Here is a 12,987-nt window from a genome sequence, read left to right as displayed (position 1 = left end):
TACGCCGTGCGGCACGGTGGATCCGCCACGCGCGGGATCGGCCGGCGCGCATGATCCGCGAGCCCCAGCGCCGACCTTGCCCGAGCGTCCCATCAAGATCGTCGTGATCGACGCCAGCCCGGTGCGATCGGCCATTCTCGAGGACGGCCTGCGCGAAGCGGGCTACGCGACGGTGGTGCGGATCGGCGATCACGCCAACCTTCTCGAGCGGATCTACGCCATCGATCCCGACGTCATCCTGATCGGGCTCGAAAATCCGAGCCGCGACGTGCTGGAGCAGATGTTTCAGGTCAGTCGCGCCGTGCGGCGGCCGGTCGGAATGTTCGTCGACCAGACCGACGCCGCCTCGATCGAGGCCGCGATCGACGCCGGCGTGTCGGCCTATGTCGTCGACGGCCTGCGAAAGGAGCGGGTGCGCCCGATTCTCGAGACGACGATCAGCCGCTTCAACGCCTTCGCCCGGCTGCGCTCCGAACTCGAGCAGGCGCGCTCCCAGCTCGAGGAGCGCAAGATCGTCGATCGCGCCAAGGGCGTGCTGATGCGCTCCAAGAACATCGGCGAGGAGCAGGCCTACGCGTTGCTCCGCACCGTCGCGATGAACGAGAAGAAGAAAATCTCCGAGATCGCCCAGGCGGTCGTCACCGCCGCGGAGCTGCTGAAATGAGTCTGGACCGCGTCACGATCGGCTTCATTCCCCTGGTCGACGCGGCGATCCCGATCATCGCGGCCGAGATCGGCTTCGCGGCCGCCGAGGGCCTCGCGATCGACCTCCGGCGCGAGATCTCCTGGTCGAACATCCGCGACCGTCTCACGCTCGGCCATTTCGACGCCGCCCATCTGCTCGCGCCGGTCGCGATCTCGACCACGCTCGGCCTCAACACGATCAAGGCGCCGCTGATCGCGCCGATCACGCTGGGGCTCAACGGCAACGCGGTCACGATCGCTCCCCGGCTGCACGACGAGATTGTCGGGCGGCTCGCTCCGGGGGCGTCGCTCTCCGATCCCATGGCCACCGCGGCGGCCTTCGCGCAGGTGGTGCGCGGCCGGGCGATATGCGGCGACGAGCCGCCCACCCTCGGCATGACCTTTCCGTTCTCGACCCACAATTATCAGCTGAGGCTCTGGCTCGAGGCCGGGGGCCTCGTCCCCGACGTCGACGTGCGGCTCGCGGTGGTGCCGCCGCCCTTCATGGTCGACGCGCTGCAGAACGGCCATGTCGAGGGGTTCTGCGTCGGCGCGCCCTGGAACTCGGTGGCGGTCGATCTCGGCCTCGGCCGCATCCTGCATCTCGGGGTCGAACTGGTCCGGCGCTGCCCCGAAAAGGTGCTCGCGATGCGCGCGGGCTGGGCGGCGGAGCGACCCGAGACGGTGGCGCGCCTGATCCGGGCCTGCGCGCAGGCGGCGGCCTGGCTCGACGAGCCGGCGAACCGGCCCGAGGCCGCCCGGCGCCTGGCCGCCTCGGAGCGGCTCGACGTGCCCGCAGCCCTCATCCAGCGCACGCTCGACGGCCGGCTGCCGACCGGCGCCGGCGACGTCCGGGTCTCAGACCACTACATCCTGTTCGGGCAGGAGAACGCCTTGCGGCCCGATCCGCGGCACGCAACGTGGCTCTACGGCGAGATGAGCCGGTGGGGGCAGGCGCCCGCCGGTCTCGACGAGGCCGCCGCCGCCGTCTACCGGCCCGACCTCGCGGACGCCGCGCTCGGCGGCGCCGCGTCCGGGGCGAGCGAGGTCGACGCCCTCGGCCTGTTCAACGCCTGAGTCAGGGTCGGTCGCGCGCGTTTCGGCGCCTTTTTTGAGTGCACTGCACAAGAGTCGTGCTCGACCTGGTTGCGTCGCATCAGGGAACCGCCGTGGGACACGTGCGACCCCGCACGGCCGGGATCGTTCATTCTCTTAGGTTTCGATGATTTCTTCCCGCCGTTCCAAATCTTGGCACGGCGCTTGAAAGGGAAGGGCGTGGTTCACCGTCGGCGCTGACGTCGGACCTCACGCCCAATGAGGGGCAGCCAGCGACGCCGCTGAACGAACACGCCGTGGAGGCGTGTCGGTCAGCGGCTTTTTTGTTTCAGCCGTCCCGCGAGACGGGACGGCCCCCATCCCAGCGCCCGAGGGCGCCCATGGAGCCGATGTCTCGATGAGCAACGACGCCAGATTTCCTTTCTCTCGGGGCCTCGACCGCCGCGGCGTGCTGCGCGCCGGCGCAGCCACGGCGGCGACGCTGCTCGCGGCCCGGACGCTGTCGCCCTCCGGCGTGTTCGCGCAGGGCGCTGGACCTGAGACGACCAAGGCGAAGCTCGGTTTCATCGCGCTGACCGACGCCGGTCCGCTGTTCGTCGCCAAGGAGAAAGGCCTTTTCGACAAATACGGCATGACCGACGTCGAGATCGCCAAGCAGTCGTCCTGGGGCACGACGCGCGACAACATCGTTCTCGGCTCCGGGGCGGGCGGCATCGACGGGGCCCACATCCTCACCCCTATGCCGTATCTGATCACCACAGGCGCGATGACGCAGAACAACCGGCCGACGGAGATGTTCATCCTCGGCCGCCTGAACGTCGCCGGCCAGTGCATCTCGGTCGGCCAGGAGTACGCCGACCTCAAACTCGGGACCGACGCCAAGCCGTTCAAGGCGGCGCTGGAGAAGAAGAAGGCGTCGGGCAAGGAGGTGAAGGCCGCTATGACCTTCCCCGGCGGCACCCACGATCTGTGGATCCGCTACTGGCTCGCCGCGGGCGGCATTGATCCGAACAAGGACATCCAGACCATCGTCGTTCCGCCGGCCCAGATGGTCGCGAACATGAAGGTCGGCACGATGGACTGCTTCTGCGTCTGCGAGCCCTGGAACGAGCAGCTCAAGAACCAGAAGATCGGCTACACCGCGCTCACCACCGGCGAGCTCTGGGACAAGCACCCGGAGAAGGCGTTCGGCATGCGCGCCGATTACGTCGAGAAGAACCCGAAAGCCGCGAAAGCCCTGCTGATGGCCGTGATGGAGGCCCAACAGTGGTGCGAGAAGATGGAGAACAAGGAGGAGCTCGCCGCCATCTGCGCCAAGCGCAACTGGATCGGCGCGCCGGTCTCCGACACCGTCCAGCGCATGAAGGGCGTGTTCGACTACGGCGCCGGCAAGCCGGTCGTCGAGAACAGCCCATACATCATGCATTACTGGGATCATCAGGCGGCCTATCCGTTCAAGAGCCATGACGCGTGGTTCGTTACGGAAGACATCCGCTGGGGCTACCTGCCCGAGAACACCGACATCAAGGCGCTGGTCGACAAGGTCAACCGCGAGGACCTGTGGCGCGAGGCCGCCAAGGAGCTCGGCGTGACCGACATCCCGACATCGACCTCGCGCGGCGTCGAGAAATTCTTCGACGGCAAGGTGTTCGACCCCGACAAGCCCAGCGATTACCTCGCGAGCCTCGACATCAAGAAGACGGCCTGACCAGGCGCGGACGGGCGGCCGACGACGGTCGCCCGCCCTCCGACGCCGCGCGTCCTCCTCGGAGACACTCGATGACCCAGACCGCAGCCGCGACGTCGAACGTGACGCCGCTCAAGCCGACGGCGCAGACGACCGCCACGGTCGTCGCGCTGCCGACGCCGAAGAAGCCCCTGTTCGGACCCCGCGTGAAGACGCGCGCGATGGAGGCGGCGGCGACGTTCATCCCGCCGCTTCTCACCATCGCGGCGCTGCTGCTGCTGTGGGAGATGCTGTGCTCCTCCCCGACGGCGTCGCTTCCCTCGCCGTCCCGGGTGGTCGCCGACACCTGGGAGCTGATCCTCAACCCGTTCTACGACAATGGCGGCAACGACAAGGGGCTGGGCTGGCAGCTCTACGCCAGCCTGAAGCGCGTCGCGCTCGGCTACGCGCTCGCCGCCATCGTCGGCATCGCGCTCGGCGCGCTGGTCGGCGGCTCGACCTGGGCGATGCGCGGGCTCGATCCCGTGTTCCAGGTGCTGCGCACGATCCCGCCGCTCGCCTGGCTGCCGCTCTCGCTCGCGGCGTTCCGCGACGGCGAGCCCTCGGCGATCTTCGTGATCTTCATCACCGCGATCTGGCCGGTGATCATCAACACCGCCGTCGGCATCCGCAACATTCCGCAAGATTACAAGAACGTCGCGCAGGTGCTGCGGCTCAATCCGATCGAGTATTTCCACAAGATCATGCTGCCGGCGGCCGCCCCTTACATCTTCACCGGGCTTCGGATCGGGATCGGCCTGAGCTGGCTCGCGATCGTCGCAGCCGAAATGCTGATCGGCGGCGTCGGAATCGGCTTCTTCATCTGGGACGCGTGGAACTCGTCGCGCATCAGCGACATCATCCTCGCGCTCATCTACGTCGGCGCAGTCGGCTTCGTGCTCGACCGCATCGTCGCCCTCGTCGCCGGCGCGGTCACCCGCGGCACGGCCGCTTCGTGAGGATGAGCCGCATGTCAAAACCGTTCCTGACCATCGAACACATCGACAAGACGTTCACCCGCGGCGCCATGACCAACGAGGTGCTGAAAGACATCTCGCTGGAGGTCAACGAGGGCGAGTACATCTCGATCATCGGCCACTCCGGCTGCGGGAAGTCGACGCTGCTCAACATCGTCGCCGGCCTCACCAAGGCCACGACGGGCGTCGTGTTCCTCGAAGGCAAGGTCGTGGACGAGCCGGGCCCGGACCGGGCGGTGGTGTTTCAGAACCACTCCCTGCTGCCGTGGCTGACCTGCTACGAGAACGTCGCGCTCGCCGTCGACAAGGTCTTCGGCCGATCGAAGTCGAAGGCCGAGCGGCACGACTGGGTGATGCACAAGCTCAAGCTCGTGCATATGGAGCACGCCAAGGACCGGCGCCCGTCCGAGATCTCGGGCGGCATGAAGCAGCGCATCGGCATCGCCCGCGCGCTCGCCATGCAGCCGAAGGTGCTGCTGCTCGACGAGCCGTTCGGCGCGCTCGACGCGCTGACGCGCACCCATCTGCAGGACCAGGTCATGCAGATCCAGACCGAGCTCAAGAACACGGTGCTGATGATCACCCACGACGTCGACGAGGCGGTGCTGCTGTCCGACCGCATCGTGATGATGACCAACGGCCCGTCCGCGCGGATCGGCGAGATCCTCGACGTTCCGCTGCCCCGGCCGCGCAAGCGGCTCGAGCTCGTCTCCGACCGGACCTACATCGCGGCGCGCGCGTCGGTGCTCAAATTCCTCTACGAGCGCCACCGCTTCGTCGAGGCGGCCTGAGGGCGGAGGTCGCACGATGGAGCGCGAACGCCTCGTCCTCGTCGGCGCCGGAATGGCCGGCCTGAAGCTCCTGGAAGAGCTGAAGGCCGCCTGTCCGGGGCGCTACAACGTCACCGTCGTCGGCGCCGAGCCGGAGCCGGCCTACAACCGCGTGCTGCTCTCGTCGCTGCTCGCGGGAGAGGCCGGCGACGAGGACCTCGCGCTGAAGGACCGCGCCTGGTACGGCGCGAACGGCTACCGCCTGTTCACCGGCGCCGAGGCGCGTTCGATCGACCGGGCGGCGAAGCGCGTCATGCTGCGCGACGGTCGGGTGATCGGCTATGACCGGCTTGTGCTCGCGACCGGTTCGGAGGCGATCCGCCTGCCGCTGCCGGGCGCGCATCTCGCGCAGGTGCTCACCTTCCGCGACCGCTGCGACGCCATGCGGCTGTCGGCGCTCGCCCGCCCCGACGCGCGGGCGATCGTCGTCGGCGGCGGCCTGCTCGGGCTCGAGGCCGCCTACGGGCTGGCGAAGCTCGGCTGCGCGGTCACCGTCGTCCACCTCGCCGACCGGCTGATGGAGCGCCAGCTCGACGCCCGCGGCGCCGCGACGCTGAGGCGCGCGATGGAGGCGAAAGGCGTCAGCTTCGTGCTGGGCGCGCAAAGCCAGGCGATCCTCGGCGAGACCCACGTCACCGGTCTCGAGCTCGCCTCGGGCGAGGTGCTGCCGGCCGACATGGTCGTGATGGCCTGCGGCGTCCGCCCCAACGCGGCGCTCGGCCGCGACGCGGGGCTCGAGGTCAGGCGCGGGATCGTGGTCGACGACGCGCTGCGGACCTCCGATCCGGCCGTCCACGCCATCGGCGAGTGCGCCGAGCATCGCGGCGTGGTCTACGGCCTCGTCGCGCCGGCCTACGAGCACGCCCGGACGCTCGCCGCCCATCTCGCCGCGGCGCCCTCCGCCTCTTATGCCGGCAGCGTGCTGTCGACCAATCTCAAGGTGTCGGGCGTCGACGTGTTCTCCGCCGGCGCGATCGAGGCCGAGGACGGCGAGGAGACGATCACGCTCGCCGATCCAGGCCACGGCCATTACCGCAAGCTGATCGTGCGCGACGACCGGCTCGTCGGCGCGATCCTCGTCGGCGAGGCGTCGGACGCGCTCTGGTACCTCGACCTGATCGCGAAGGGCGCGCCGCTCGGACCGTTGCGCGACGACCTCGCCTTCGGCCGCGGTTTCGCGGCGGCGGCGTAAGGGGGCGGCGATGACCGGCGATTTCTCTCCTGACCAGAAGCGTTATCTCGAAGGCTTCGTCTCGGGCGTCCAAGCGGTCCGCGGCGCGCGCGGCGCGCCCGGCTTCGGCGGCGCCGCTCCGTTCGGGGGCGCGGCGAAGGCCGTCGCGTCGCCCGCTCCCGCGCAGCCGACGCCCAGCGGACCGGACGCCATCCATCTCGCGGCCATGGCGCGCCAGGAGGCGGCCGGCAAGAAGCTCAGCCCCCAGGAGAAGGCGAAGCGCGACGAGCACCCGTTCGACGCCTATGCGCGCCTCAAGGGGCTCGCGGCCGAGAACAAATTCGCCAAGGCGACCGACGACTTCCGCATCCGCTTCCACGGGCTGTTCTATGTCGGGCCGACGCAGGATTCGTATATGTGCCGGCTCAGGATCCACAACGGGATCCTGAAGGCCTGGCAGTTCCGCGGCGTCGCCGACCTCGCCGAGCAATACGGCGGCGGCTACTGCCACGTCACGACGCGCGCCAACCTGCAGGCGCGCGAGATCGGCGCGGCGGACGGCATCGCCTTCATCGAGGGCCTCGTCGACCTCGGGCTGACCTCGAAGGGCTCCGGCGCCGACAACATCCGCAACGTCACGGGCACGCCGACCGCGGGAATCGACCCGCAGGAGCTGGTCGACACGCGGCCTTACGCCCGCGAGTGGCACCACCACATTCTCAACGACCGCTCGCTCTACGGCCTGCCGCGCAAGTTCAACGTCGCCTTCGACGGCGCGGGCCGGATCGCAGCTCTCGAGGAGACCAACGACATCGGCTTCCAGGCGGTCGACGTTCTCGACGGCCATGGCCTCAAGCCCGGAATCTGGTGGCGGCTCGCGCTCGGCGGCATCACCGGCCACCGCGACTTCGCCCGCGACACCGGCGTCGTCGTGCCGCTCCCGGACGCGATCAAGGTCGCGGACGCGATCGTGCGCGTGTTCATCGCGAGCGGCGACCGCACCGACCGCAACAAGGCGCGCCTCAAATACGTGCTCGACGCGTGGGGCTTCGACACATTTCTCGAGGAGGTCGAAAAGCTGCTCGGCGCCAAGCTCGTCCGCGCGCCGGCCGAAGCGGTCGCGCCGCGGCCGGAAAGCGACCGGCTCGCCCATATCGGCGCCCATCCGCAGAAGCAGCCCGGCCTCAACTGGATCGGCGTCTCCCTCAATCTCGGCCGGATGGACTGCGAGCAGATGCGGGCGCTGGCCGCCCTCTCCGAGCGGCTCGGCGACGGCGATATCCGCCTCACCGTCTGGCAGAACCTGCTGATCTCGGGCGTCCGCGACGAGGACGTCGCCGAGGCGGAGGGGAAGATCGCCGAGATCGGGCTCGCGACGTCCGCCTCGAACGTGCGCGCCGGCCTGGTCGCCTGCACCGGCAACCGCGGCTGCAAGTTCTCGGCGGCCGACACCAAGGGCTTCGCGGACATGATCGCGACCCATATCGACGGGATCGGCCTCACGGTCGACACGCCGATCAACATCCACGCCACCGGCTGCCACAACTCCTGCGCCCAGCATTACATCGGTGACATCGGCCTGATCGGCGCGCGGGTGCCCGTCGGCGAGGAGGACACCGTCGACGGGTTCAACGTGCTGGTCGGCGGGGGCTTCGGGACGGACGCCACGATCGGCCGGGAGCTCGTGACCGAGGTGAAGGGCGAGGACTGTCCGGCCGTCGTCGAGAAGATGCTCCGCGGCTACCTCGCGCGCCGCGCCTCCCCCGAGGAGAGCTTCGCCGCATTCACGCGGCGGCACGAGATCGACGCGCTGAAGTCGATCTTCGAGCTGGAGGAGACAGCGTGAGCAAGATCGTCTCTCAGGCCGACTGCGTGCTTCGAGACGCCTTGGCTCGCGCCAAGGCTCCTCAGCATGAGGATGGTCTCGTCTTCCTCCACGCTCCTCATGCTGAGGAGCCCGCGTCAGCGGGCGTCTCGAAGCACGCACAGCCCTTCCTCCGTTCCGCTGGAGGCGTCATATGACCGCGCAGTCCCAGATTCTTCCCCCCCTGGTGCCCGAGAACGCGCCCTTCAGCCAGGAGCAGCGCTCCTGGCTCAACGGGTTCTTCGCGGGGCTGCTGTCGATGGACGGGGGCATGCAGGCGCTGTCGCGCGACGCCGCCACGGCGCTGCTCGGCGATCCCCTGCCGGGCGAGAGCCCGTCGGCGCCCGTCGAAGAGGAGGATGACGGCGCCCCCTGGCACGACGCGTCGATGCCGATCGACGAGCGCATGCAGCTCGCCGAGGGCAAGCCGCTGAAGCGCCGCATGATGGCGGCGATGGCGCAACAGGATTGCGGCCAGTGCGGCTATCTCTGCGACAGCTACGCCGAGGCGATCGCGACACGCGAAGAGACCAAGCTCAATCTCTGCGTTCCCGGCGGCAAGGAAACGCAGCGCATGCTGAAGAAGCTCGCCGTCGAGCTCGACGGCGGCGCGGCGCCTGCGGCCGCGGAAAAGCCCGTCGAGGCCGCTCCCGCCGCGCCGCCCGCGATCGAGCCAGGCCGTTCGCGCGAGACGCCGGTCGAGGCCACGTTCCTGTCGAAGGCGAAACTGACCGGGGAGGGCTCAGACAAGGAGACCCACCATGTCGAGATCGACCTGTCGGGCTGCGGGCTGACCTATGAGCCGGGCGACAGCTTCGGCCTGTTCGCGGCCAACTGCCCGGATCTGGCCGCAGCCGTCGCCGCCCGCCTCGGCGCGCCGCTCGATCAGGTCGTCGCTCATGACGGCCACGCCTATCCGCTGGCGACATGGCTCTCCGAGAAGGTCGCGCTCGGGGCTGCGCCCGACGCGCTGTTCGAGCTGCTTGCGGCCTATGTCGAGGATCCCAGCGACAAGGCGAAGCTCGCGAAGCTCGCCGAGGGCGACGACCCGGACGGCGATCTCGCGAGTCTCGACGTGCTCGCCGCGCTCGAGAAGTTCCCGGCCGCGAACCCGCCCGTCGCCGAACTGCTCGGCGCGCTGGAGCCGCTGCAGCCGCGGCTCTATTCGATCTCCTCCGCGCTCTCGGCCGATCCCGGCAGGGTCAGCCTGACCGTCGACGCCGTGCGCTACCGGGTCGGCGAGCGCACGCGCCTCGGCCTCGCCTCGACCTATCTCTCCGACCGCGTCGAGCCCGGTTCGAAGCTCAAGGTCTACGTCCAGAAGGCGCACGGCTTCGGCCTGCCGAAGAGCGGCGACACGCCGATCATCATGGTGGGGCCGGGCACCGGCGTCGCGCCCTTCCGCTCCTTCCTGCGCGACCGGCGGGCGACCGGCGCGACCGGCGGAGCCTGGCTGTTCTTCGGCCACCAGCGCGAAGCGACGGACTACTTCTACAGGGACGAACTTGCGGAGCTCGCCGCCGCCGGCGCGTTGACGAAGCTGTCGCTCGCCTGGTCGCGCGACGGCGCCGCCAAGGTCTACGTCCAGGACCGTATGCGCGAGGCCGGCGCCGAGCTGTGGGCGTGGCTTGAGAAGGGCGCGCATTTCTACGTCTGCGGCGACGCCAAGCGCATGGCCGCCGACGTCGAGAAGGCGCTTGTCGACATCGTCGCCCAACATGGCGGCAAGGGAGAGGGGGCGAAGGCCTTCGTCGCCGACCTCAAGAAAGCCGGCCGCTACCAGGCGGACGTGTATTGATGGTCACGCCGGGGGCGCCGTCCTGCGTGCTTCGAGACGCCTCGGCCGACGCCGAGGCTCCTCAGCATGAGGATCGTTGGAGCCCTGGAATCCTCCTCCTCGCTCCTCATGCCGAGGAGCGCCGCAGGCGCGTCTCGAAGCACGCAGGGTCCGGCGCGTCGGGCGCCCGGCCATGAACATCCACGCGCGCGAGCCGCAGGCGGGGCCGACGCGGACGACCTGCCCCTATTGCGGGGTCGGCTGCGGGGTGCTGGCGCAGCCCGACCACCAGGGCGGCGCGACCATCGCCGGCGACCCGGAGCACCCGGCGAATTTCGGCCGGCTGTGCTCCAAAGGTTCGGCGCTCGGGGAGACGCTGTCGCTCGACGGGCGGCTGCTGCACCCGGAGATCGACGGCCGCCGGGTCACTTGGGACGCGGCCCTCGACGCCGTCGCCGACGGGTTCCGCCGCACGCTCGAGGCGCACGGACCCGAGGCGATCGCGATCTATCTCTCGGGCCAGCTGCTGACCGAGGACTATTACGCCGCGAACAAGCTGTTCAAAGGCTTCCTCGGCTCGGCCAATGTCGACACCAATTCGCGTCTGTGCATGTCCTCCTCGGTGGCGGGCCACAAGCGCGCCTTCGGCGCCGACACCGTGCCGGGGACCTATCGCGACCTCGAAACCGCCGATCTGCTGGTGCTGGTCGGCTCGAACGCCGCCTGGTGCCATCCCGTGCTCTATCAGCGGATGCTGGCGGCGCGGGCGGCGCGGGGGACGAAGATCGTCGTCGTCGATCCCCGCCGCACGGCGACCGCTCAGGAGGCGGACCTTCATCTGCCGATCGTCTCGGGCGGCGACGCGGCGCTGTTTTCGGGACTGCTCGTCGCGCTCAGCCAGCGGGCCAAGCTCGACTCCGCCTTCGTGGCCCAGCACACCGAAGGCTTCGGCGGCGCGCTCGCCCGCGCCCGCGAGATCGCGCCGGACGCCGCCGCGACCGCCGCCGCCTGCGGCGCTCCGCTCGCCGACGTCGAGGCGTTCTTCGCGCTCTATGCGGGGACGGAGCGCGTCGTCACGCTCTACAGCCAGGGCGTCAACCAGTCGGCGCAGGGGACCGACAAGGTCAACGCCATCCTCAACGTCCATCTCGCGACCGGCCGCATCGGGCGCGAGGGCATGGGGCCGTTCTCGCTCACCGGCCAGCCCAACGCGATGGGCGGACGCGAGGTCGGCGGGCTCGCGAACCAGCTCGCCGCCCATATGGGGTTCGACGCGGAGTCGATCGATCGCGTCGGCCGCTTCTGGGGCGCGCCGCGCATTGCGGAAGGCGAGGGGCTGAAGGCGGTCGACATGTTCGACGCCGTCGCGCGCGGCGAGATCAAGGCGCTGTGGGTCATGGGCACCAACCCGGCGGCCTCGCTGCCGCGGGCGGACGCGGTCGGCGACGCGCTCGCCCGGCTCGACTGCTTCGTGGTGTCGGAGAACGTCGCCTCGAACGACACGCTGTCCGCCGGCGCGCACATCCGGCTGCCGGCGGCCGCCTGGGGCGAGAAGGACGGCACGGTCACCAATTCGGAACGCCGGATCTCGCGCCAGCGGCCGTTCCTCGCGCTGCCGGGGCTCGCGAGGCCGGACTGGTGGGCGGTGGCGCAGGTCGCGGGTCGCCTCGGCTTCGGCGACGCCTTCGACTGGCGGACGCCCGGCGAGGTGTTCCGCGAGCACGCCGCGCTCTCCGCCTTCGAGAACGCGGGGACGCGCGACTTCGACATCGGCGCGCTGAGCGGGCTCGACACCCGCGACTACGACCGGCTGGAGCCGATCCAGTGGCCGGCGCCGTCCGGATCGGCGCGCAAGGAGACGCGCTTCTTCGCCAAGGGCGGCTTCTTCACGCCGGATCGCCGCGCCCGCTTCGTCGCCGTCGCGACGCCGGCGCAGCCGGCCTCGACCGACGACGTCTATCCCTACCGGCTGAACACCGGCCGCATCCGCGACCAGTGGCACACCATGACGCGGACCGGCAAAAGCCCGCGCCTCGCGAGCCATCTGCCGGAGCCGTTCCTGGAGATCGCGCCGAGCGACGCGGAGCGCGAGGGGCTCGTCGAGGGCGGCTTCGCGCGCGTGACCACCGCGCATGGCGACGCCATCCTCAGGGTCCGGGCGGAGCCCGGCGCGCAGGAGGGCGCGCTGTTCGCGCCCATCCACTGGACGGGCGAGACCTCGTCGAACGGGCGGATCGGCGCGCTGGTGCACGCCGTGGTCGATCCGTTCTCCGGCCAGCCCGACGCGAAGGCGACGCCTGCCGCCGTGGCGCCGGTCGCCTTCGCCCGGCAGGGCTTCGCGCTGACGCGCGGACGGCTCGGCGCCCCAGGCGCCGCGACCTGGTGGGCGAAGGCCGCGGCGCCGGACGGCGCCGGCCTGCTGTTCGCGCTGGACGGCGAGGTTTGGCTGGAGACCCTGTTTCCCGACCTCGCGCCGGAGGACGAGATCGTCGAGTTCACCGACGCCGGAGCCGGCGTCTACCGCGCCGCCGCCTTCCGCGACGGCGTGCTGGAGGCCTGTCTGTTCGTCGGACGGGCCCGCCAGGAGAGCGCCTGGACCTTCCTGCGCGGCAAGCTGGGGCAGCCTTTGTCGGGCGGCCAGATCCGCGGCCTGCTGCTGGCCGGCCGCGCGACCGACGGCCTGAGCTCCGGGCCGCTGGTCTGCGCCTGCCACGGGGTGCCGCAGAGCGCGATATCCGCCGCGATCGCCGCCGGCGCCTGCGATGCGGCCGCGGTCGGGGCGGCGACCAAAGCCGGCACCAATTGCGGCTCGTGCCTGCCGGAGATCCGCAGGATGCTCGCCGCCGAACGCGCCAAGGCGCCCGCCGCGGACGTCGCCGCCAGCGCCTGATCTTCAGGGCGG

9 protein-coding genes are annotated in these 12,987 nt (G+C 70.2%); all 9 read left to right on the top strand.

Annotated elements, in window-relative coordinates:
• The first annotated feature begins 76 nt into the window (after positions 1-76).
• Positions 77-664, top strand: coding sequence for an ANTAR domain-containing response regulator (locus tag ACO2RJ_RS12555; protein ID WP_423268343.1), 588 nt, complete (start codon positions 77-79; stop codon positions 662-664).
• Positions 661-1,761 (top strand): CmpA/NrtA family ABC transporter substrate-binding protein, encoded by a 1,101-nt coding sequence (locus tag ACO2RJ_RS12550; protein WP_423268342.1) that lies wholly within the window; start codon positions 661-663, stop codon positions 1,759-1,761. The genes ACO2RJ_RS12555 and ACO2RJ_RS12550 overlap by 4 nt, the downstream gene beginning before the upstream one ends.
• A 376-nt stretch (positions 1,762-2,137) precedes the next feature.
• Positions 2,138-3,448, top strand: a complete 1,311-nt coding sequence (locus ACO2RJ_RS12545; RefSeq protein ID WP_423268341.1) for a CmpA/NrtA family ABC transporter substrate-binding protein — start codon at positions 2,138-2,140, stop codon at positions 3,446-3,448.
• 71 nt (positions 3,449-3,519) lie between these two features.
• Positions 3,520-4,425, top strand: coding sequence for a nitrate ABC transporter permease (gene ntrB, locus ACO2RJ_RS12540; protein WP_423268340.1), 906 nt, complete (start codon positions 3,520-3,522; stop codon positions 4,423-4,425).
• Positions 4,426-4,436: 11 nt separating this feature from the next.
• A complete protein-coding gene (locus ACO2RJ_RS12535) occupies positions 4,437-5,234 on the top strand; it encodes an ABC transporter ATP-binding protein (protein WP_423268339.1) in 798 nt (265 codons plus the stop codon).
• Positions 5,235-5,250: 16 nt separating this feature from the next.
• Positions 5,251-6,465 (top strand): NAD(P)/FAD-dependent oxidoreductase, encoded by a 1,215-nt coding sequence (locus ACO2RJ_RS12530; protein WP_423268338.1) that lies wholly within the window; start codon positions 5,251-5,253, stop codon positions 6,463-6,465.
• 10 nt (positions 6,466-6,475) lie between these two features.
• Positions 6,476-8,290: a NirA family protein gene (locus tag ACO2RJ_RS12525; protein ID WP_423268337.1), complete on the top strand. Its 1,815-nt coding sequence runs from the start codon at positions 6,476-6,478 to the stop codon at positions 8,288-8,290.
• 172 nt (positions 8,291-8,462) lie between these two features.
• Entirely contained in the window at positions 8,463-10,106 is a 1,644-nt protein-coding gene (locus ACO2RJ_RS12520) for a sulfite reductase subunit alpha (protein ID WP_423268336.1), read from the top strand.
• A 172-nt stretch (positions 10,107-10,278) separates the two neighbouring features.
• Complete coding sequence (locus ACO2RJ_RS12515; RefSeq protein WP_423268335.1) at positions 10,279-12,975, top strand: molybdopterin-dependent oxidoreductase; 2,697 nt, start codon at positions 10,279-10,281, stop codon at positions 12,973-12,975.
• The last annotated feature ends 12 nt before the right edge of the window (positions 12,976-12,987 follow it).

This window comes from Hansschlegelia sp. KR7-227, from assembly GCF_049446035.1.
Lineage (GTDB): Bacteria > Pseudomonadota > Alphaproteobacteria > Rhizobiales > Methylopilaceae > Methylopila.
Note: the sequence above shows the minus strand (reverse complement) of the source record. Positions and strands in the feature narration are given on the sequence as shown.